Raw genomic sequence first — 21962 nt, 5'->3', positions numbered from 1 at the left:
TCCGTGACCGTCATCACTGAGCTGGTGTCGTACGAGGACGCCCTCGCCGCCTACGACCCCGTCATGGGGCTCGAGGTGCACGTCGAGCTCGGCACCAAGACCAAGATGTTCTGCGGGTGTTCGACCGAGCTGGGCGCCGAGCCCAACTCGCAGACCTGCCCCACCTGCCTCGGCATGCCCGGCTCGCTCCCGGTCGTCAACGCGGTCGGCGTCGAGTCCGCCATCAAGATCGGCCTCGCGCTCAACTGCGAGATCGCCGAGTGGTGCCGTTTCGCCCGGAAGAACTACTTCTATCCGGACATGCCGAAGAACTTCCAGACCTCGCAGTACGACGAGCCGATCGCCTTCAACGGCTATCTGGACGTCCAGCTGGAGGACGGCGAGGTCTTCCGCGTGGAGATCGAGCGCGCCCACATGGAGGAGGACACCGGCAAGTCCACCCACGTGGGCGGTGCCACCGGCCGGATCCACGGTGCCTCGCACTCGCTGCTGGACTACAACCGGGCCGGCATCCCGCTGATCGAGATCGTCACCAAGCCGATCACCGGCGCCGGTGAGCGCGCCCCCGAGGTCGCCAAGGCGTACGTGGCCGAGCTGCGCGAGCTCATCAGGGCGCTCGGCGTCTCCGAGGCCCGCATGGAGATGGGCCAGATGCGCTGCGACGTGAACCTGTCGCTGCGCCCGCACGGCACCGAGAAGTTCGGTACGCGTTCGGAGACGAAGAACGTCAACTCGCTCCGGTCGGTGGAGCGGGCCGTGCGGTACGAGATCAGCCGCCACGCGGGCGTGCTGAACGCGGGCGGCACGATCATCCAGGAGACCCGTCACTTCCACGAGGACGACGGCTCCACCACGTCCGGCCGGGTGAAGGAGGAGGCCGAGGACTACCGGTACTTCCCGGAGCCCGACCTCGTCCCCGTGGCCCCGTCCCGCGAGTGGGTCGAGGAGCTGCGTCAGCAGCTGCCCGAGCTGCCGCGCGTGCGCCGCAACCGGCTGCGCGAGGAGTGGGGCGTCTCCGAGCACGACATGCAGTCCATCCTCAACGCGGGCGCGGTCGACCTGATCGTCGCCACCACCGAGGCGGGCGCCCCGGCCGACCAGGCCCGCAAGTGGTGGATGGGCGAGCTGGCCCGCAACGCCAACGAGTCGGGTACGTCGCTCGACGCGCTGCCCATCACCCCGGCGCAGGTGGCCCGGGTGACCGAGCTCGTCGCGTCCGGCGACCTCAACGACAAGCTGGCCCGCCAGGTCATCGAGGGCGTCCTCGCCGGCGAGGGCGACCCGGACACGGTCGTGGAGAAGCGCGGCCTGAAGGTCGTCTCCGACGAGGGCGCGCTGGGTACGGCCGTGGACGAGGCGATCGCCGCCAACGCCGCCATCGCGGACAAGATCCGCGGGGGCAAGGTGGCCGCGGCCGGCGCGCTGGTCGGTGCGGTCATGAAGGCCACCCGGGGCCAGGCGGACGCGGCCCGCGTGCGCGAACTGATCCTGGAGAAGCTCGGCGTCGAGGGCTGACGCCGCCCCGGACCGCAGCGCTCGGCCCCCGCACCCGGACGGGTGCGGGGGCCGAGCCGTGGACCGGCGCTCCCGCCACCGGGGGGGGGAGGGTGGCGGGGGCCGGGAGTCGTCCCGTGGGGGGAGCGTTGGTGCTTCTGCCCCCGGTTCCGTGGCTCATGCCCCTCTGGCGTCCACCAGCCATGACAATCCCGCCGGCAATTCCGGTCACGCGGGGCGAAGGGTGACAGAAGGCTTGGACTCTCCGCCCCGCCCCTTGGACATTCACCACGCCGTCGTCGCGAGGTCTTTCCGTCGACACCCGCTCTCATTACCGTCCCGCCGTACCACCCAATGGATCGCAGGCGAACCATTGGGACGTCGACGGGAGGTCGAGCTTGTCACCGGACACTTCGCGGCAGCAGGACATGTCGCGCCGAAGGATGCTCGCGCTGGGTGGAGGCGCTCTGGGCGCCGCCGCGGCCGGATCGCTGCTGCCACCCTCGCTGCGGGCGGCGATGGCCGCCGCTCCGCCCGCCGGAGGGCTGCGGGCGGTCAGGCACGTGGTGGTCCTGATGCAGGAGAATCGTTCCTTCGACCACTACTTCGGCACTCTGCGCGGCGTACGCGGGTTCGGCGACCGCAACGCCGTGGAACTGCCCTCCGGCAGGCCGGTGTTCGAGCAGCCCGGGCCGCTCGGCCGCACCGTCCTGCCCTTCCCGGTCCGTGACGCCGCCGAGGCGCAGAAGAAGGACCTCCAGTACATCGGCGACCTCGACCACTCCTGGGGCGGCGGCGCCAAGGCCTGGCGCGACGGCTGGATGGACGGCTGGGTCTCCGCGAAGACGGCCGCGACCATGGCGTACTACGACCGCCGCGACCTCCCGCTGCACTACGAGCTGGCGGACACGTTCACCGTCTGCGACGCCTACCACTCGTCGATCCACACCTCCACCAGCCCCAACCGCAACCACCTGTGGAGCGGCTGGACCGGGTACGAGGCCGACGGCAGCCGTGCCGTCACCAACGCCGCGTACGCGGAGGGCACCCACCCCGGCTACCCGTGGCCGACCTACGCCGAGCGCCTGGAGCGGGCGGGCCGGACGTGGAAGACCTACACGGAGTGGGAGAACTTCACCGACAACAACATCGAGTTCTTCACCAGCTTCAAGCACATCGCCCGCAAGGCCCTGGCCAGGACCGGCGGCCACACCTACATGGAGTCCTTCTACGCGGCCGTCCGCGACACCGCGGACGCCGCCGAGCGGGCCCGGCTCCTCGCCGCCCTGGAGGACGGGGTCGCCACGCTCACCGGCCAGGAGCGCTCGCTGTTCGAGCGGGGCCTGCGCCGGGTCGAGTCGGGCACCCTCGCCGACGCCTTCCGGGCGGACGTCGCCGCCGGGACCCTGCCCGAGGTCTCGTACCTCGTGCCCTCCGCTATCGACTCCGAGCACCCCGGAGCGTCCTCCCCGATCGCCTCGGCCACCCTGGTCTACAAGGTGCTGGATGCCCTGGGCTCGCACCCCGACGTCTGGCGGCACACCGTCGTCCTGATCAACTACGACGAGAACGACGGCTTCTTCGACCACGTCCCGCCGCCGGTGCCGCCCGCCGCCGACACCGACGAGCGGTGGAAGGGGCTGCCCACGGGGCTGGGGATCCGTGTGCCGCTGCTCGTCGTCTCGCCGTGGACCGTCGGCGGCTACGTCTGCTCCGAGGTCTTCGACCACACCTCGGTGATCCGCTTCCTGGAGACCTGGACCGGTGTCCGGGAGCCCAACATCACGCCGTGGCGGCGCCGGGTCACCGGCGACCTGACATCGGCGTTCGACTTCCGGCGCGGCCGCTCGCAGCCGCGGGTGGAGCGTCCCGCCGCCGTCCCGCCGTTCACCGGCCGCTGGCGCCCGCAGCCGCCGCGGGTGCAGAGCATGCCCGTCCAGGAGCCCGGAACCCGGCCCGCGCGGCCCCTGCCCTACCAGACCGACGCGCACGGGCACCTCCGGGAGGGCGCCGTGACCGTCATCCTCAGCAACACCGGCACGGCGCACGCGCCCTTCGCGCTGTACCCGTACGCCGGCGAGTTCGCCGCCCCCCAGCACCTGGACGTAAGGGGCACCGCCCACTGGAGGGTGCCCCTCACCGGCGACGCGTACCGCTTCACGATCACCGGCCCGAACGGCTTCCGCCGCGAGTTCGCCGGCCGGGCGGCGGGCGGCGCCCAGGTGGCCTCCCGCATCGATCCGCACCGGCGCGACCTGCACCTCACGCTGGCGGCCGGCGAGGACGGCCCGGCCACCTTCACCGTCCGGCCCCTCGGCTACATCGCCGGGGCCGACCCCGCCGGCCGCACCCGGGAGGTGACGGTCGAGGCCGGCCGCAGCCGCACGGTGGCGTACTCCGCCGCGGACGCGCACGGCTGGTACGACCTGGAGGTCACCGGTCCCGACGGCTTTCGCCGCCGGCTGATGGGCCACATCGAGAACGGGCGCCCCAGCGTCTCCGGCTGAGCCGCCGCGGGTGCGCGGGAGCCCGAGCCCTGGCCCGAGCTTCCGCGCACCGTGTCCGTACCGCTGTGAGTATCGCCACGAAACGGACAAAGGATCTCTTTGGGCTGCCAGAGTGGCGGCACGTAGGTCATGTGTTCTTCACGGGAATCGCCGATGAGGACCACGAACCACTCAGGGAGCACACCCATTGGCAGCCCTCGCCCGATGGTGCGTCACGCACCGCCTCGCCGCCGTCCTGCTCTGGCTGCTCGCCCTGGTCGGCGTCGCGGCGGCCTCCGGCATCGCCGGTTCCGCGTACTCCAACGACTACGAGGTCCCGGGCACCGAGTCCGGCCGGGCGACCGCACTCCTGGAAGAGGGCTTCCGCGGCCAGGGCGGTGACGGCGACACCGTCGTCTGGCACACCGCCGAGGGCGGCGTCCGCGCGCCCGCCGTCCAGGACCGCATGAGCGAGATGCTCGACGACATCGCCGAGCTGCCCGGCGTCGCGTCCGTCACCGGCCCGTACGACCCCGGCGGCCCCCCGGCCGCGGCGGGCACCGCCGCCCCGCACCACGCCTCCGGCTCCGCCTCCGCGGGGGGACCCGGCCCTTCCGGCCCGGTCTTCGAACCCGGCCGGATCAGCGACGACGGGCACACCGCCTACGCCACGGTCGCCTTCGACCGGCCCGCCGACGAGATCCCGCCCGACCGGATCCAAGCCGTCGTCGACACCGCCCGCGCCGCGGCGAGCGACGCCGTCCAGGTGGAGCTCGGCGGCAGCGCCGTCGCGGTCACCGAGGAACCGGCCTCCCACACCGCCGAGATCGTCGGTGTCGCCGTCGCCGCCGTGGTGCTCTTCCTCGCCTTCGGCTCCCTCGCCGCCAGCCTCCTGCCCATCGCCACCGCCCTCGTCGGCGTCGGCACCGCCTACGCGGGCATCGGACTGCTGGGCCATGTGATGACCGTCGCCGACTTCGCGCCCATGCTGGGCCTGCTCATCGGCCTCGGCGTCGGCATCGACTACGCGCTGTTCATCGTGACCCGGCACCGCAAGGGCCTCAAACGCGGCCTCCCGGTCGACGAGGCGGTGCGCAACGCCGTCGCCACCACCGGCCGGGCCGTCGTCTTCGCCGGCGCCACGGTCTGCGTCGCGCTGCTGGGCATGCTGATACTGCGACTCGGCTTCCTCAACGGCGTCGCCGTCGCGGCCTCCCTCACCGTCGTCCTCACGGTCGCCGCGTCCGTGACCCTGCTGCCCGCGCTGCTGTCGTTCATCGGCATGCGGGCCCTGTCGCGCCGCGAGCGCGCCCGGCTCGTCGAGCACGGGCCGGAGCCCGAGCTGCCGACCGGGTTCGCCGCCCGCTGGTCCGCGTTCGTCGAGCGCCACCCCAAGCTGCTCGGCGCCGTCGCCGCCGTGGTCATGCTGGTCCTCGCCCTGCCCACGCTCGGCCTCCACCTCGGCACCTCCGACCAGGGAAACAACCCGGCCGCCTCGACGACCCGCAAGGCGTACGACCTGCTCGCGGAGGGCTTCGGCCCCGGCGTCAACGGCCCCCTGACCCTGGTCGCCGAACTCGACGGCGCCGACGACCGGCTCGCCCTCGCCACGCTCCCCGGCGCCCTGCGCGCCACCAGCGGAGTGGACACGGTCGGCCCGGTCACCCACAGCGGCAGTGGCGACACCGCCGTGCTCACCGTCGTACCGGACTCCGCCCCGCAGTCGCGAGCGACCAGCGACCTCGTCGACCGGCTGCGGGACGACGTCCTGCCGACCGCCGGGCAGGGCACCTCCCTCGAGGTGTACGTCGGCGGCGTCACCGCCGGCTACGACGACTTCGCGCACATCATCGTCGGCAAGCTGCCGCTGTTCGTCGGCGTCGTCGTCGCCCTGGGCTCCCTGCTCCTCCTGCTCGCCTTCCGCTCGATCGGGATCCCGCTCAAGGCGGCCCTGATGAACGTGGCCGCCGTCGCGTCCGCCTTCGGCGTGGTCGTCGCCATCTTCCAGTGGGGGATGGGCAGCGAACTGCTCGGGCTCGGCCGGGCGGGGCCCATCGAACCGTTCCTGCCGGTGATCATGGTGTCCGTGCTCTTCGGGCTCTCCATGGACTACCAGGTCTTCCTGGTCAGCCGGATGTACGAGGAGTGGCTGGAGACCGGGGACAACCGGCGGGCCGTCCGGGTGGGCCTCGCCGAGACCAGCCGGGTCATCAACTCCGCCGCCGTCATCATGATCGCCGTCTTCCTGGCGTTCGTCCTCTCCGGCGACCGCGTGATCGCGATGTTCGGCATCGGCCTGGCGGCCGCCGTGGCCCTCGACGCGTTCGTCCTCCGTACGCTCCTGGTCCCGGCGCTCATGCACATGCTCGGGGGCGCCAACTGGTGGCTGCCCGCGTGGCTCGACCGGGTCCTGCCGCGCATCAGCATCGAGAATCCCGAGTGCCGCGATTCCAGTCGTGCGAAGATCCCTTGGCAGCGCGCGAGCGACGACGGACAGCTCGTGCCGTAGTGGTGGAGGGGCACGACGGTGTTCGCGATATCCCTGGGTGACGACGGAGCCGAACTGGGCCCCCTCGAACCGTGGCAGGCCGAGGAGTTCCTGGCCCACATGGACCGGGGTAGGGAGTACATCGGGCGGTACGTCGCGCTCCCGACCGTCTGCGCCGACCTGCCCTCGGCGCGGGCCTTCCTCCAGGCGTACGCCGACAAGACCGCCGCCGACAAGGGACGGATCCTCGGCATCCGGCTGGACGGCACCCTCGTCGGCGGAGTCATGCTGCGGCTCATGGACACCACCGACGGCACCTGCGAGGCGGGCTGCTGGCTGGAACCGTCGGTGTCCGGCCGCGGACTGGTCACCCGCGCGGTCCGCGTCCTGATCGACTGGGCGGTGTACGAGCGCGGCCTGCACCGCGTCGAATGGCAGGTCTCCTCGGCGAACACCGCGAGCATCAAGGTCGCCGAGCGGCTGGGCATGACCAAGGAGGGCGTGCTCCGCGAGAGCTACCCCTACCAGGGCGTGCGGCACGACATGGAGATCTGGTCCGTCCTGGCCCCGGAGTGGCGCGCGGCACCCCGAGAGGCGCGCTGAGGGCCTCTCGCACACGGCGCCCGGCGTGCCGGACGGCAATCCACGACGCCCATGACGCCCCGGCCGTGCGCGGGCACCCGCGCCCACCCGTTCCTCCCGCTGCCCGGCACGGGCTCCTGAGGTGTCCCCGGGACGCGTCCGCGCCGGCCTGAGGACCTCGCGGGCGTGCCTAAGGACCCCCCGCGCGCCAAGATGCGGCAGTCGCCCGATGCGGTCCGACCCCCTGGGGGACGAGAGTCGAGGCATTCACCGAACGCCCCGACCCACCAGGGAGAACCCGATGTTCGCCTACGAACTCCAGCAGGCCCGTCACGCCGACCTCCTCCGCGAGGCCGACGCCCAGCGGCTGGCCGGCGTCGCCAGGGCCGCCCGCAAGGCCCGTCGTTCCCTCGTCCGCCGATCAGGCGGCCACGCCTCCGAAGGGCAGGTGAACACCGACCACGGCCGGTTCGCGACGGCCGCGTGACGGCCGCGGGACGGACGGAGGACGCCCGGGCATGGCCGTCGCACCGATATCCAGTGCCGCGTCGTCGCAGGTCTGTGCGATGCTCGGCGACGTGGAGACCAGGTCCGTCAGTCCGGTGTTCGTCGGCCGAGCCGGTGAGTTGACCGCCCTCACCGAAGCGCTCTCCCGCGCCACCGCGGGAGAGCCGCAGGCGTTGCTCGTCGGCGGTGAGGCGGGCGTCGGCAAGACGCGCCTGCTGGAGGAGTTCCTGGGCGAGGCGTGCGCCCGGGGCGCCGTCGTCGCCGTCGGGGGCTGCGTCGAGATCGGCGCGGACGGGCTGCCGTTCGCCCCGTTCTCCACCGCGCTGCGCGCCCTGCGCCGCACCCTTCCCGAGGAGCTCGCCGCCGCTGCGCGGGGTCAGGAGGGCGAACTGGCCCGACTCCTGCCCGAATTGGGGGACGCCGCCGGCCCCGAACCGTACAACGAGGACAGCACCGCCCGGCTCTTCGAGCTGACCGTCCGCCTCCTGGAGCGCATCGCCGCCGACCGTACGGTCGTCCTCGCCCTGGAGGACCTGCACTGGGCCGACACCTCCACCCGCCACCTGCTCGCCTACCTCTTCCGCACCCTGCGCCGGGGCCGGCTCGTCGTCATCGCCACCTACCGCGCCGACGACATCCACCGCCGCCACCCGCTGAGGCCCCTGCTCGCCGAGCTGGACCGGCTGCGGACCGTGCGCCGCATCGAACTGCCCCGGTTCACCCGCACGGAGGTCCACCGTCAGCTGACCGGCATCCTGGCCGCCGAGCCCGCGGCCGCCCTCGTCGACGACGTCTTCCGCCGCTCCGACGGCAACGCCTTCTTCGTCGAGGAACTCGTGGTCTGCCAGGAGAACGACTGCGGACCCGGTGCGCTCAGCGATTCCCTCCGCGACCTGCTGCTGGTGCGGGTGGAACGGCTCTCCGAGGATGCCCAGAAGGTCGCCAGGATCGTCGCCGAGGGCGGCTCCACCGTGGAGTACGGCCTGCTCGCCGCCGTCGCCCGGCTGCCCGAGGACGACCTCATCGAGGCGCTCCGCGCCGCCGTCAACGCCAACATCCTGCAAGCAGTGCCCGACGGCGAGGGCTACCGCTTCCGCCACTCCCTGGTGCGCGAGGCCGTCAGCGACGACCTGCTGCCCGGCGAGCGCTCCCGCCTCAACCGGCGCTACGCCGAGGCGCTGGAGGCCGACCCCGGTCTCGTACGGGCCGACGAGCGCACCACCCGCCTGGCCAGCTACTGGTACCACGCGCATGACGCCGCCAACGCGCTGCCCGTCGTCCTCCGCGCCGCCGTCGAGGCCCGCAAGCGCCACGCCCACGCCGAGCAGCTGCGCCTGCTGGAGCGCGGCATGGAGCTGTGGGACGACGTGCCCGAGGACGTACGCGCCTCCCTGCGGCCCATCGACTACGCCGAGGCGTACCCGGCCTGCGGCTGTCCCGACACGACCCCCCTGCGCTACCTCGACCTGCTGGCCGAGGCGGCCGTGGCCGCGCGGCTCTGCGGCGAGCGGGAACGGGCCCTGAAGATCGTGAAGCGGGCTCTGCGGCTCCTCGACGACGAGAGCGACCCGGCCGGCCGTTCCGGCGGCGAGGACCCCCAGCGCGCCGCCTGGTTCTGGACCGAGCGGTCCCGGCTGATGTCGAACCTCGGGCGCGGCGACGGCTGGTCCGAGATCGCCACCGCCCAGGAGCTGGTCCGCGGCCTGCCGCCGTCCGCCGTCCACGCGAAGGTCCTCGCCGTCGCCGCCGGCTGGGGCATGCTGCACGCGCCCGGCCCGGAGAGCCTCGCCGCGGCCGAGCGGGCGGTCGAGTACGCCCGCCTGGTCAAGGCCGAGCCGGTCGAGCTGAACGCCCGCCTCACACTGGGCGGTCTGATGGTCGACGCGGGCGACATCGAGGCCGGCCTGGCGGAGATGCACGCCGTCCTCGACCGCGCCCGCGAGCTGTGCGTGCGCAACGAGGCCGGACGTGCCTACGTCAACATCCCCTCCTGCCTGGAGTCCGTCGGGCGCTCCCGGGAGGCGGTCCGCGTCGCGGCGGAAGGACTGGCGTTCTCCCGCGAGTGCGGCCTGCGCGACAACGAGGGCTGGGTGCTGAGCAACCTCGTCGAGTCGCGGATGTCGCTGGGCCACTGGGATGAGGCGAGCGAGGGCGCGCACCGGCTCCAGCGCATCGCCTACAGCACCAAGCCGCGCGGCGGGGCGCACCTGAGGCGTGCCCAGCTCGCCTGGCTGCGCGGCGAACCGGCCGTCGCCGCCGAGCACTTGGCGCTCGCCCGTGACGCCTACGGCCGGCACGACCCGATGATGCAGTACCTGCTGCCGCTGGCCCAGGTCGAGCTGGGCGTCGCGGCGGCGCGGGGCCGCATCGCCGACGTACGGGACGGGCTGGCCGCGGCGGCGCGTGACGGCTTCCCGGTCGGCAGCCAGCGGTACGCGTGGCCGCTGCTGCTGGTCGCCGCCACGGCCGAGGCGGAGGCGCGCGGGCTGCCCGCCGCGGAGGAGGGCCGCACCGAGGCACTGGCGCTGATCCGCGCGCACGCCAAGCGGCTCGCCACCCCGGTCCCGGTGTGGCACGCGCACGCGCTGTTCGTCGCCGCCGAGCTGGCCCGCGCCGAGGGCCGCGACGACGCCGACCGCTGGGCGGAGGTCGTGGCCGCCCTGGATCCCCTGGAACGCCCCTACGAGCTGGCGCGCGCCCGGTACCGCTGGGCGGACGCGCTGCTCGCCCGGGGCGGCCACCGCGACCGGGCCGCCGAACTGGTCCGCGAGGCCCACCTCGTCGCCGGGCACCTGGGCGCCCGCCCGCTGCGCGAGGACCTGGAACTGCTCGCCGCCCGCGCCCGCCTGTCCCTGGGGGCCCCGAGGGCCGCCGCCCCGGAGCCGGAGGGCGAGGGGTTCGGGCTCACGCCCCGGGAGCAGGACGTCCTGCGCCTGGTCGCGGCGGGCCGCACCAACCGCCAGATAGCCGAGGAGCTGTACATCTCCCCGAAGACGGCGAGCGTGCACGTCTCCAACATCCTGGCCAAGCTCGGCGTCTCGGGCCGCGGCGAAGCCGCCGCCCTGGCCCACCGCCTGCGGCTCCTCCCCGAAGTCCCGGCCTGACGGCCACGCCGCCTGTCACCGGCCCGCCGGGGGCTCAGGCGTCCGGGACCCGGGGGACGCGGATGGTGACGGTGCCGGAGGCGAGGTCCATCGGGCCACGCGCCGGGTCACCGTCGCCCGCGTCCTCGCGCGTCAGCTCCAGCCGCCGGCGCTCGTCGTCCGCGTGCTTCCGACCTGACCCGAAGAGTGCCTCCATGAGGTCGAACACCGGCTTCTGCCCCTCACTTCACCTCCAGCTGGAGGATCCTGTCGTCGGCCGCCTCCGGCGTGCCCCGGCCGTCCGTCTCGCTGGTCACCAGCCAGACCTTGTTGCCGCCCGCCGCCAGCACCGTGCGCAGCCGGCCGTACCGCTCCGCCAGGAACGGCTGGGGGGCCGCCGAAGGTTCCGCCCCGGCCAGCGGGACGCGCCACAGCCGCTCGCCGCGCAGCCCGGCCACCCACACCGAGCCCGCGGCGACGGCGATGCCGCTCGGGGAGGCGTCGGAGGTCCTCCACTGGGCGACCGGGTCGACGAAGCCGGTGCGGCCGCCCTTCCCCTCCGTACGGGGCCAGCCGTAGTTCCTGCCGGGCTCGATCAGGTTCAGCTCGTCCCAGGTGTTCTGCCCGAACTCGGCCGCCCACAGGCGCTTGTCCGCGTCCCAGGCCAGCCCCTGCACATTGCGGTGCCCGTACGAGTAGACGACCGAGTCCTCGGACGGGTTGCCGTGCACCGGCTGTCCGTCGGGCGTCATGCGCAGGATCTTCCCGGCCAGCGAGTCCTCGTCCTGGGCCAGCCCGGTGTCACCGGTCTCGCCGGTGCCCGCGTACAGCATCTTGTCCGGGCCGAACGCGATCCGCCCGCCGTTGTGGACGGTGCCCTTGGGGATGCCCCGCAGCACCGTGTCCGGTGCGCCGAGCTGCCGGCCGGCCGGCCTCCGCTCGTCGTACAGCATGCGGGCGATGCGGTTGTCCGACTCGGTGGTGAAATAGGCGTACACCAGGTGGTCCGAGGCGTACGCCGGTGAGACCGCCAGCCCCAGCAGGCCGCCCTCGCCCCCCGGAGCGACCCCCGGCACCGAGCCCAGCACGGTCTTGGCGCCGGTCTCCGCGTCGACCCGGGTGATCGTCCCCTCGTCGCGCGAGGAGACCAGGAGGTCGCCGTCCGGCAGGGCGGCCAGGCCCCACGGCGACTTCAGCCCCTCGGTGAGCGTGGACACCACCGCCACCGCGCCCTTCGCGGGCGGTGCGGGCGGCCCCGGGGGAGACGGCGAGCCCGACGGCGGGGCGGAGGCGGCCGGCGGCGATCCGGCACTCCGGCCGGCCGCGGGGTGACCGCCGGGGCCGGACGAGCACCCGGCCGCGAGGAGCAGGGCGGCAGCGGCCAACACGGCCGTCACAGCTGGACGTTGCACAGTCGAGATCCCTTCAACGGCGGTGTGAGCCGCGTGTCCACCCTTGATACACCGCCGGCGCCGGGGATTCAGTCCCACGACCCCCTCGCCGGCGGAAGTGCCGCGATCTCCGCCAGGTCCTCCGCCGTCAGCGACAACCCGGCCGCCCGCGCGTTCTCCACCGCCCACCGCTCGTGCTTCGTCCCCGGCACCGGTACGACGTGCCGGCCCCGTCCCAGTACCCACGCCAGCGCCACCTGTGCCGGGGTGACCCCGGCCGCCTCGCCGCCGTGCCGCTCCGCCACCCGCCGCAGCCCCACCACGATCGGCTGGTTCGCGGCCATCATCTCGGCCGTGAACCGGGGGTGCCGTGCCCGCAGGTCCTCGGGCTCGAACCCGCCGCCCGGCGTCAGGGTGCCGGTCAGGAAGCCGTTGCCGAGCGGCATCGCCGCCAGGAACCCCACGCCCCGCGAGGCGCACCACGGCAGCAGCCGCCGCAGCGCCTCCGGCGACCACACGGACAGCTCGGCCTGCACCGCGCTCACCGGGAAGACCTGCTGCACCCGCTCCAGCTGCCGAATCGTTCCCTCGTACCGATCCGCCCGGGACGCCCCCGCCGCGCCCCGGCGCGGGGACCGCACGGCCATCGCGCACAACCCGAGCGCCCGTACCTTCCCGGCCGTCACCAGCTCAGCCATCGCACCCCAGGTCTCCTCGACGGGCACCTCGGGATCGGCGCGGTGCAGCTGGTACAGGTCGATGACGTCGGTCTGGAGCCGCCGCAGCGAGGCGTCGCACGCCCGCCGCACGTACCCGGGCCGGCCATTGGCCACGATGTGCTGGTCGCCGACCAGCAGCCCGCACTTCGTCGACACGAAGGCCTCCGCCCGGCGCTCCTTGAGGACCCGCCCCAGCAGCAGCTCATTGGTGAACGGCCCGTACATGTCGGCCGTGTCCAGCAGCGTCACCCCGGCGTCGAGCGCGGCGTGCACGGTGCGCACCGAGCGGTCGCCGCGCTGTCGTGAGGCACTGTAGGCCCAGCTCATCGGCATGCAGCCGAGGCCGATCGCCCCCACTTCGAGCGCCGTCGCCCCGATCGTCCTGCGCTCCAACTCCCCGTACCCCTCCTCGTGCCGCCCCCCAAACTAACCTCCTGACCATGACTGCTGACGTGTGGCTCCCCATTCCCGCCGACGAGATCGATGGGCTTCCCGCCCCCGCCGGGTCCGGCCTGACCTACCGCTTCTGGGACGGCGGCCCGGACTTCCCGGCCGACCCGGCCGACTGCGTGTTCTACGTCGTGCCCTACATGAAGGGCAGCGACATAGCGGTGCGCCCGATGGCCGGGATGACCTCGCTGCGGGTCGTCCAGACGCTCTCGGCGGGCACCGACCACGTGACCCCGGGGCTCGGCCTGCTGCCGCCCGGCGTGGCGCTGTGCAACGCCAAGGGCGTCCACGAGGCCAGTACCGCCGAGCTGACCCTCGCGCTGGTCCTCGCGTCGCTGCGCGGCCTCCCCGGCTTCGTGCGCGGCCAGGACCGCGAGGAGTGGCGGGCCGGTTTCTACCCGGCGCTCGCCGACAAGTCCGTCCTGATCGTCGGGTACGGATCGATCGGCGCCGCCATCGAGGACCGGCTCGCGCCCTTCGAGTGCGCGCGGGTGGCGCGCGTCGCGCGCTCCGCGCGCACCACAGAGCGCGGTCCCGTGCGGGCGCTCGCCGATCTGCCCGCCCTCCTCCCCGAGGCGGACGTCGTCATCCTGTCCACGCCCCTGACCCCCGACACCCACCACCTCGCGGACGCCGGATTCCTGGCGCGGATGAAGGACGGCGCCCTGCTGGTGAACGTCGCCCGCGGCCCCGTCGTCGACACCGAGGCGCTCCTGGCCGAACTGGCCGGCGGCCGGATCAACGCCGCCCTCGACGTCACCGACCCCGAACCGCTGCCCCAGGGGCACCCCCTGTGGCACGCCCCGGGCGTCCTGATCAGTCCGCACGTGGGCGGTTCCACGTCGGCGTTCATGCCCCGCGCCAAGCGCCTGATCGCCGGCCAGCTCACCCGTTTCGCCGAGCGCGCGCCGGTGCGGAACATCGTCCTCACCACCTCCTGACCACGCTCCGGAGCGATATCGGCGCCGTCCGTGCCCATAACACTGATGATCGTCACGGAGCGTAGAGCACCCCTGTCCCTGAGTGACGATCCTGGTGTATCGTCCCGATCTGGGGGCCGCACCGAGCACCAACCGGCGCGGGGGAGCGACGTGATGACCGATCAGAATCCGAGGGGGGCGACGGGCGATGCACGGTCGATGGGCGTACGAACCGACGCGACGGGGCAGCCGACTGCGACCCCCGACCGCGTCCCGGCCGACGAGGCCGGAGCCGAAGCGAGAGCCGGAGCGGGAGGCGGAGCCCGCCCTCGGGTCGCGGCCGGGGCCGGTGGCCGATCCGCACCCGGCGGCACCGTCCCGGCGCCCGTACCGTCCCGAGCCGCTCGCGGGGGTGACCCCGTGAGCGCCCCGGGCGTGCTCATCGAGCGGCGCCCGCCGGTCACCGGCGACGCCGGGGACGCCAAGGGCGGCGGCGCCCCGACCGGCGCGGGCAGCTCCGGCCGCCCGCTCTGCCAAGCGCTCCTGGGCGTGCTGTGCGCAGGTTATGCCGCCGGGGCGGCCGTCGGCTGGGGTTCCGAGGAAATGGCTCTGATCATGGGGGACTTCGGCCTCAGCGCCGCCGCCCTGGTCGCCGCCGTCTCGTGCTTCGTGTACGCACGCAGGCGTGGCAGCCGCTTCCGGCCCGCCTGGATGCTGTTCGCGTTCTCCTCCGCGATGGCGGCCGGCGGCAACAGCGTCTGGGGGTGGTACGAGGTCGTGCTCGACCGCGCGGTGCCCCAGCCCTCCGTCGCCGACCTGTTCTTCCTGCTGTTCGCGCCGCCCGCCATCGTCGGGCTGCTCGTCCTCGCCAAGCGGCCGGTCACCAGGGCCGGCTGGATCTGCCTCGGCCTGGACTCCTGGCTGATCGGCGGTTCGCTGCTCACCCTGTCCTGGAGCCTCGCCCTCGCCCACACGGCCCGCTTCGAGGGCGAGAGCGTCGCGCGGGCGGCGCTCTCCCTGGCGTACCCGCTGCTGGACATCGTGCTGGTCAGCATGGTCCTCGCACTGCACTTCCGGCGCTCCCAGGCCAACCGCTCGGCCGTCCACACCGCCATCGCCGCGCTCGCCCTGACCGTCCTGTGCGACGCGCTGTTCACCTCGCCCCTGCTGCGTGACCACTACCGGTCCGGCCAGCTCCTCGACGCGGGCTGGTTCGCCGGCTCACTGCTCCTGGCGTACGCCCCCTGGGGCGCCAACCGCGCCCACGACCACCCCGCCCCGCCGCGCGGGCCCCGTCCGCACAGCCGACCCATCGCCGGGTCGCTGGCCGCCCTCACGCCCTACCTGGCGGCCGCGGTCTGCACGCTCGGCATCCTCTACAACGTCATCGAGGACCGCACGGTGGACCGCGTCGTCGTCTTCACCGGATGCACGGTCGTGCTCGCCCTGGTGGTACGCCAGGGGATCATGCTCCTCGACAACATCGCCCTCACGCACGAACTGGCCCAGAAGGAGAACCACTTCCGGTCCCTGGTGCAGGGGTCGAGCGACGTGATCATGATCGCCGCCCCCGACGGGGTGCTGCGCTACGTCAGTCCGGCCGCGTCCGGCGTGTACGGGCGGGAGGCGGACGAGCTCATCGGTTCCGAACTGGCCTCCCTCATCCACCCCGAGGACCTGGGAGGAGTCGTCCACGAGGTGCGGCGGTTCCTCGCCGCGCCCCCGTCGCAGGAGCCCACGACCCGGATCGAATGCCGCTTCCGGTCCGGCACCGGCGACTGGCTGAACGTCGAGTCCACCGTCAACCGCCACCAGGGCGGCCTGATCTTCAACAGCCGGGACGTCACCGAGCGGGTCCGCCTCCAGGCGCAGCTCCAGCACAACGCGGAGCACGACCCGCTCACCGACCTGCCCAACCGCGCCCTGTTCACCCAGCGCGTCCGCCAGGCGCTCGGCGGGCGCCGCGCGGGCGACGCCGGCACCGCCGTGCTCTTCATCGACCTGGACGGCTTCAAGGGCGTCAACGACCGGCTCGGCCACCAGGTGGGGGACGAGCTGCTCATCCAGGCCGCCCGCCGGCTCCAGGACTCGGTACGGGCCGGGGACACCGCCGCCCGCCTCGGCGGCGACGAGTTCGCCGCCCTGATCCTCGGTGACGGCAACCGCGACCCGTCCGCCCGTGAGCCGCAGGTCCTGGAGATCGCCGACCGGCTGCGGCTGACGCTCTCGCAGCCGTACCGGATCGAGGGCCGGGAGGTGCGGGTCGCCGCGTCCATCGGCGTCGCCTTCGCCGAGGCCGGCATCAACGCCGGGGACCTCCTGCGCAACGCCGACCTCGCCATGTACCGCGCCAAGGCGGGCGGGAAGAACCGCGTCGAGCTCTACGCGCCCCAGATGCAGGCCGACGTCGTACGCCGTACGGAACTGGCCACCCCCGAGCGCACCGCCACCCGGGACGGCGAGTTCGTGCTCCTGCACCAGCCGGTGGTGGACCTTGCGACCGGCCGGATCACCGCCGTCGCGGCCCAGGCCCGCTGGCGCTCCGCCAAGGGCGTCCTGTACACCCCGGCCGAGTACCTCCGGGTCGCGGAGGACTCCGAGCGCACCGCCGAATTCGACGCCAGGCTGCTCGAAGAGGCCGTCGCGCAGGCGGCCGAGCGTGGCGGGCTCGGCCACCACGTACCCGTCTCGGTCCGCTTCCCGGCGCGCAAGCTGGTCGACAGGTCCATGCCGCTCGGCACCATCGAGGCACTGCTGACCAAGCACCAGCTCCCCTCCGGGTCCCTGATCATCGAGCTGTCGGACAGCGACCCGCGGATCTCCTTCGACGAGCTGGAGCAGCGCCTGGCCTCCCTGCGCAGGCTCGGCGTACGCGTCGCGCTCGACGGATTCGGCAGCGGATATGCCGCGATCAACGCGCTCAGGCGGCTGCCGGTCGACATACTGAAACTGGACAGGGGCCTGGTCGAGGGCGTCGTCGAATCGGCCCGGCTTCACAAGATCACCAGTGGGCTGCTCCGCATCGCCCGCGACCTCGGCCTGCAGTCCGTGGCCGACGGGGTGGACGTACCGGAGCAGGTCCTGGCGCTACGCGCGATGGGGTGCACCCATGGGCAGGGAGCGGCCTTCTCGGGCCCCCTGGACGAGCACCGGCTCCGCCGCGCCCTGGCGCGGGGCGGGTACCCGGTGCCCGGTGGCTCCGTGCTGCCCGCCTTCACCGCGAACGCCCGCTCCGGCGTCCTGCCCGGTGCCCTTCCGGCCACCTTCACCGGCACCCTGCCGGGTGCCCGTTCCGGCACCGCCCTCCCGAGCGGCGTCCCGAGCCCCGCGTCGCACGCCGCCTCCGACCCGGCACCCCGCCCCCTGTCCGGGCCTGTCCCCGGCACCGGCCCGGGCGCCGGTCTGGGCTCCACCGCGCACGGCGGCGCCCCCGGCGCCCCGCCCGGCCCCGGAGCGGCCCCCACCCTCGGCTCCGCCGGCCGTGGCATCCCGCCCGGCGGGGGCCGCCGTACCGGCTCCGGTGCGCCCCCGGCCGGCGCCCGGCCGGGCGCGCCCTCCGGCGCCGGACCAGGCGCCGCCCCCGACGACCCGCCGGCCGCCCCGCCCGGCCACCGACCCGGCACCGCACCCGACAGCACTCCAGGCACCCGGCCCGCCGGCACCCCACCAGCCACACCACCCACACCTGCCGCACCGGGCCTGTTCACCCCAGCCGTCCGCGCCGCCATCGCGCCGGACACCGTCCCGCCCGGCGCCCCTACCGCCCTGCGGGCCGACCGCCCGGGACGGGCGCCCGAACGACCCCGCCGCGCCCCGGCCGACGCGCTCCCCGGCAGCCCGGGCGCTCCGCCCGCCCGGCCGGAAGCCGCGTACGGGGCGACCGGGAGCGGCCGCGGGGCGCTGCCCGGCGGGCTCGCCGACACCGTGCCCAACGGCGTTCCCGCCGCCCTTCCGAGTGCCCTCCCGGGCATGCGTTCGCCCTACCCGCTTCGCTCACATAGTGAGACTCGCGTCCCACCCACTTGACACTGACGGTGCGCCGGAGGGAGGGTCATTGCCATGCGCACCCGAATTCTCGTACTTGGAAAGCGCGTCGGCTGAGCACGGCCCGATGACGGCCCTGCGGACCCACACCGGCGCGCTCCCCTCGCTTGCCTCACGGCACGAGGGGTTTTTTGTTGCACTGGCTCCCCGCCACACCAGCTAAACCTCGCGAAAACCCTCAGCTTCGAGAAGAGAATGCCGATGACCGAGCAGGCCACCGGGGCCCACCATCCGCAGCCGCGGGCCCGTACCGGCGGACAGTCCACCGCCACCGTTGAGCACGTCACGGGTGCGCAGTCCCTCATCCGTTCTCTCGAGGAAGTGGGCGCCGAGACGGTGTTCGGCATCCCCGGCGGTGCCATCCTCCCCGCGTACGACCCGATGATGGACTCCACCCGGGTCCGGCACATCCTCGTCCGCCACGAGCAGGGCGCCGGTCACGCGGCGACCGGTTACGCCCAGGCGACCGGCAAGGTCGGCGTCTGCATGGCCACTTCCGGCCCCGGCGCCACCAACCTGGTCACTCCGATCGCCGACGCGCACATGGACTCCGTCCCGCTGGTCGCGATCACCGGTCAGGTCGCCTCCAAGGCCATCGGCACGGACGCCTTCCAGGAGGCGGACATCTGCGGCATCACCATGCCGATCACCAAGCACAACTTCCTGGTCACCAAGGCCGAGGACATCCCCAGGACGATCGCCGAGGCGTTCCACATCGCCTCCACCGGCCGCCCGGGCCCGGTCCTGGTCGACATCGCCAAGGACGCCCTCCAGGCCAGGACCACCTTCAGCTGGCCGCCGCAGCTCGACCTGCCCGGCTACCGCCCGGTGACCAAGCCGCACGCCAAGCAGATCCGCGAGGCCGCCAAGCTGATCACCCAGGCCAAGCGCCCCGTCCTGTACGTCGGCGGCGGGGTCCTCAAGGCCGGCGCCACCGCCGAGCTGAAGGTCCTGGCCGAGCTGACGCAGGCCCCGGTCACCACCACGCTGATGGCGCTGGGCGCGTTCCCCGACAGCCACCCGCTGCACGTCGGCATGCCCGGCATGCACGGCGCCGTCACCGCCGTCACGGCGCTCCAGAAGGCCGACCTGATCGTCGCCCTGGGCGCCCGCTTCGACGACCGCGTCACCGGCAAGCTGGACAGCTTCGCGCCGTTCGCCAAGATCGTCCACGCCGACATCGACCCGGCCGAGATCGGCAAGAACCGCGCCGCCGACGTGCCGATCGTCGGTGACGCCCGCGAGGTGATCGCCGACCTGGTCCAGGCCGTCCAGGCGGAGCACACCGAGGGCAACACCGGCGACTACAGCGCCTGGTGGAAGGACCTCAGCCGCTGGCGCGACACGTACCCCCTCGGCTACGACCAGCCCGAGGACGGCAGCCTGTCGCCGCAGCAGGTCATCCAGCGCATCGGGCAGCTCGCCCCCGAGGGCACCATCTACGCGGCCGGCGTCGGCCAGCACCAGATGTGGGCCGCCCACTTCATCGACTACGAGCAGCCCGCCACCTGGCTGAACTCCGGCGGCGCCGGAACCATGGGCTACGCGGTGCCGGCCGCCATGGGCGCCAAGGCCGGCATGCCGGACCGGACGGTCTGGGCGATCGACGGCGACGGCTGCTTCCAGATGACCAACCAGGAACTGGTCACCTGCGCGCTGAACAACATCCCGATCAAGGTCGCGATCATCAACAACGGCGCGCTCGGGATGGTCCGCCAGTGGCAGACCCTCTTCTACAACCAGCGCTACTCCAACACGGTGCTGCACTCCGGCCCCGGCGCGGACGGCAAGCAGCCCAGCGCCGGCACCCGCGTCCCGGACTTCGTCAAGCTGTCCGAGGCCATGGGCTGTGTGGCGATCCGCTGCGAGCGCCCGGAGGACCTGGACAAGGTCATCCAGGAGGCGAACGCCATCAACGACCGCCCGGTCGTCATCGACTTCATCGTCCACGAGGACGCCCAGGTCTGGCCGATGGTGGCCGCCGGCACCTCCAACGACGAGGTCATGGCCGCCCGCGGCGTCCGCCCCGACTTCGGCGACAACGAAGACGACTGAGAGAGAGCTGAGTCAGAAACATGTCCAAGCACACGCTCTCCGTCCTGGTGGAGAACACGCCCGGCATCCTCGCCCGGATCGCCGCCCTGTTCTCCCGCCGCGGCTTCAACATCGACTCGCTCGCCGTCGGTGTCACCGAGCACCCCGACATCTCCCGCATCACCATCGTGGTCAATGTCGAGGACCTGCCGCTGGAGCAGGTGACCAAGCAGCTCAACAAGCTGGTCAACGTCCTGAAGATCGTCGAACTGGAGCCCGGCGCGGCGATCCAGCGCGAACTCGTCCTGGTGAAGGTCCGCGCCGACAACGAGACCCGTTCCCAGATCGTCGAGATCGTCCAGCTCTTCCGCGCCAAGACCGTGGACGTCTCGCCCGAGGCGGTCACCATCGAGGCAACAGGATCGAGTGACAAGCTGGACGCCATGCTGAAGATGCTGGAGCAGTTCGGCATCAAGGAGCTCGTCCAGTCCGGAACGATCGCCATAGGGCGTGGCGCCCGGTCCATCACGGACCGCTCGCTCCGGGCCCTGGACCGTTCCGCGTAGCGAGACCCCTCGACTTCCACATCCCTCCCCGCCGTACGGTGGGACGCAACATCAGCACACCAAGGAGAAGACCCAGTGGCCGAGCTGTTCTACGACGACGACGCCGACCTGTCCATCATCCAGGGCCGCAAGGTCGCGGTGATCGGCTACGGCAGCCAGGGCCACGCCCACGCGCTGTCGCTCCGTGACTCGGGTGTCGACGTCCGCGTCGGTCTGCACGAGGGCTCCAAGTCCAAGGCGAAGGCCGAGGAGCAGGGCCTGCGCGTGGTTACGCCCGCCGAGGCCGCCGCCGAGGCCGACGTCATCATGATCCTGATCCCGGACCCGATCCAGGCCCAGGTCTACGAGGAGTCCGTCAAGGGCAACCTGAAGGACGGCGACGCGCTGTTCTTCGCCCACGGCTTCAACGTCCGCTTCGGCTTCATCAAGCCCCCGGCCGGCGTCGACGTCGCCCTGGTCGCCCCCAAGGGCCCGGGTCACCTGGTCCGCCGTCAGTACGAGGAGGGCCGCGGCGTTCCGGCGATCGCCGCGGTCGAGCAGGACGCCACCGGCAACGCGTTCCCGCTGGCGCTCTCGTACGCGAAGGCCATCGGCGGCACCCGCGCGGGTGTCATCAAGACGACCTTCACCGAGGAGACCGAGACCGACCTGTTCGGCGAGCAGGCCGTGCTGTGCGGCGGCACCTCCGCCCTGGTCAAGGCGGGCTTCGAGACCCTGGTCGAGGCCGGCTACCAGCCGGAGATCGCCTACTTCGAGTGCCTGCACGAGCTGAAGCTGATCGTCGACCTCATGTACGAGGGCGGCCTGGAGAAGATGCGCTGGTCGGTCTCCGAGACCGCCGAGTGGGGCGACTACGTCACCGGCCCGCGGATCATCACCGACGCCACCAAGGCCGAGATGAAGAAGGTCCTCGCCGAGATCCAGGACGGCACGTTCGCCAAGAACTGGATGGACGAGTACCACGGCGGTCTGAAGAAGTACGACGAGTACAAGACGCAGGACTCCGAGCACCTGCTGGAGACCACCGGCAAGGAGCTGCGCAAGCTCATGAGCTGGGTGGACAACGAGGAGGCGTAGGCCTCGCGGGGCGGGGGGGGGGGGAAGGGGATGGTGGGGGGGCTCTCCCCTTGCGGGGCGGTGCCGACCACCCCATTTGTGTTTCCCCTCCCCTCGGGAAAAAGGTGGCCCCCCCACCACC

General features: G+C 73.0%; 13 protein-coding genes and 1 pseudogene. 11 read left to right on the top strand and 3 right to left on the bottom strand.

Features of this window, described 5'->3' with window-relative positions:
* Nucleotides 1–3: 3 nt before the first annotated feature.
* The 6 genes from gatB to AC07DW_RS18260 all read left to right on the top strand — a co-directional run bounded on the left by gatB (nucleotide 4) and on the right by AC07DW_RS18260 (nucleotide 10661).
* Complete coding sequence (gene gatB, locus AC07DW_RS18285; RefSeq protein WP_478858670.1) at nucleotides 4–1515, top strand: Asp-tRNA(Asn)/Glu-tRNA(Gln) amidotransferase subunit GatB; 1512 nt, start codon at nucleotides 4–6, stop codon at nucleotides 1513–1515.
* A 407-nt stretch (nucleotides 1516–1922) separates the two neighbouring features.
* On the top strand, nucleotides 1923–4001 hold the full coding sequence (locus AC07DW_RS18280; protein WP_478858669.1) for a phosphocholine-specific phospholipase C: 2079 nt from the start codon (nucleotides 1923–1925) through the stop codon (nucleotides 3999–4001).
* A gap of 187 nt (nucleotides 4002–4188) precedes the next feature.
* On the top strand, nucleotides 4189–6489 hold the full coding sequence (locus tag AC07DW_RS18275; RefSeq protein WP_478858668.1) for an MMPL family transporter: 2301 nt from the start codon (nucleotides 4189–4191) through the stop codon (nucleotides 6487–6489).
* An 18-nt stretch (nucleotides 6490–6507) separates the two neighbouring features.
* Nucleotides 6508–7071: a GNAT family N-acetyltransferase gene (locus tag AC07DW_RS18270; protein WP_478858667.1), complete on the top strand. Its 564-nt coding sequence runs from the start codon at nucleotides 6508–6510 to the stop codon at nucleotides 7069–7071.
* A 280-nt stretch (nucleotides 7072–7351) separates the two neighbouring features.
* On the top strand, nucleotides 7352–7537 hold the full coding sequence (locus AC07DW_RS18265) for a hypothetical protein (protein WP_478858666.1): 186 nt from the start codon (nucleotides 7352–7354) through the stop codon (nucleotides 7535–7537).
* A gap of 31 nt (nucleotides 7538–7568) precedes the next feature.
* Nucleotides 7569–10661 (top strand): helix-turn-helix transcriptional regulator, encoded by a 3093-nt coding sequence (locus tag AC07DW_RS18260; protein WP_478858665.1) that lies wholly within the window; start codon nucleotides 7569–7571, stop codon nucleotides 10659–10661.
* A 34-nt stretch (nucleotides 10662–10695) separates the two neighbouring features.
* On the opposite strand, the gene AC07DW_RS18255 is transcribed toward AC07DW_RS18260, so the two are convergent.
* From AC07DW_RS18255 to AC07DW_RS18245, 3 genes are all read right to left on the bottom strand, one after another.
* Nucleotides 10696–10869: a DUF6191 domain-containing protein gene (locus AC07DW_RS18255; protein WP_478858664.1), complete on the bottom strand. Its 174-nt coding sequence runs from the start codon at nucleotides 10867–10869 to the stop codon at nucleotides 10696–10698.
* 13 nt (nucleotides 10870–10882) lie between these two features.
* Complete coding sequence (locus tag AC07DW_RS18250; RefSeq protein ID WP_478858663.1) at nucleotides 10883–12037, bottom strand: PQQ-dependent sugar dehydrogenase; 1155 nt, start codon at nucleotides 12035–12037, stop codon at nucleotides 10883–10885.
* Between the two features lie 83 nt (nucleotides 12038–12120).
* Nucleotides 12121–13143 (bottom strand): aldo/keto reductase, encoded by a 1023-nt coding sequence (locus AC07DW_RS18245; protein ID WP_478858662.1) that lies wholly within the window; start codon nucleotides 13141–13143, stop codon nucleotides 12121–12123.
* Between the two features lie 47 nt (nucleotides 13144–13190).
* Between AC07DW_RS18245 and AC07DW_RS18240 the strand changes: the two genes are divergently transcribed.
* The 5 genes and pseudogenes from AC07DW_RS18240 to ilvC all read left to right on the top strand — a co-directional run bounded on the left by AC07DW_RS18240 (nucleotide 13191) and on the right by ilvC (nucleotide 21841).
* Nucleotides 13191–14141, top strand: coding sequence for a 2-hydroxyacid dehydrogenase (locus AC07DW_RS18240; protein WP_478858661.1), 951 nt, complete (start codon nucleotides 13191–13193; stop codon nucleotides 14139–14141).
* A 399-nt stretch (nucleotides 14142–14540) separates the two neighbouring features.
* Nucleotides 14541–17318 (top strand): annotated as a pseudogene (locus AC07DW_RS18235) (putative bifunctional diguanylate cyclase/phosphodiesterase); the annotation flags it as partial.
* Between the two features lie 1041 nt (nucleotides 17319–18359).
* Entirely contained in the window at nucleotides 18360–20219 is a 1860-nt protein-coding gene (locus tag AC07DW_RS18230; protein WP_478858660.1) for an acetolactate synthase large subunit, read from the top strand.
* 20 nt (nucleotides 20220–20239) lie between these two features.
* Complete coding sequence (ilvN, locus tag AC07DW_RS18225; protein ID WP_351223365.1) at nucleotides 20240–20764, top strand: acetolactate synthase small subunit; 525 nt, start codon at nucleotides 20240–20242, stop codon at nucleotides 20762–20764.
* Between the two features lie 75 nt (nucleotides 20765–20839).
* Nucleotides 20840–21841, top strand: coding sequence for a ketol-acid reductoisomerase (gene ilvC, locus AC07DW_RS18220; protein ID WP_478858659.1), 1002 nt, complete (start codon nucleotides 20840–20842; stop codon nucleotides 21839–21841).
* The last annotated feature ends 121 nt before the right edge of the window (nucleotides 21842–21962 follow it).

Source organism: Streptomyces sp. NPDC045701, from assembly GCF_056432045.1.
The sequence above is the reverse complement of the archived record's forward strand: the minus strand, read 5'-3'. Positions and strand labels throughout refer to the sequence as shown.

Bases quoted from the DNA above. Each gene is read 5' to 3' on its own strand.
- AC07DW_RS18260 (WP_478858665.1), top strand. From the start codon at position 7,569: ATGGCCGTCGCACCGATATCCAGTGCCGCGTCGTCGCAGGTCTGTGCG.
- AC07DW_RS18240 (WP_478858661.1), top strand. From the start codon at position 13,191: ATGACTGCTGACGTGTGGCTCCCCATTCCCGCCGACGAGATCGATGGG.
- AC07DW_RS18230 (WP_478858660.1), top strand. From the start codon at position 18,360: ATGCCGATGACCGAGCAGGCCACCGGGGCCCACCATCCGCAGCCGCGG.
- AC07DW_RS18280 (WP_478858669.1), top strand. From the start codon at position 1,923: ATGTCGCGCCGAAGGATGCTCGCGCTGGGTGGAGGCGCTCTGGGCGCC.
- AC07DW_RS18265 (WP_478858666.1), top strand. From the start codon at position 7,352: ATGTTCGCCTACGAACTCCAGCAGGCCCGTCACGCCGACCTCCTCCGC.
- ilvN (WP_351223365.1), top strand. From the start codon at position 20,240: ATGTCCAAGCACACGCTCTCCGTCCTGGTGGAGAACACGCCCGGCATC.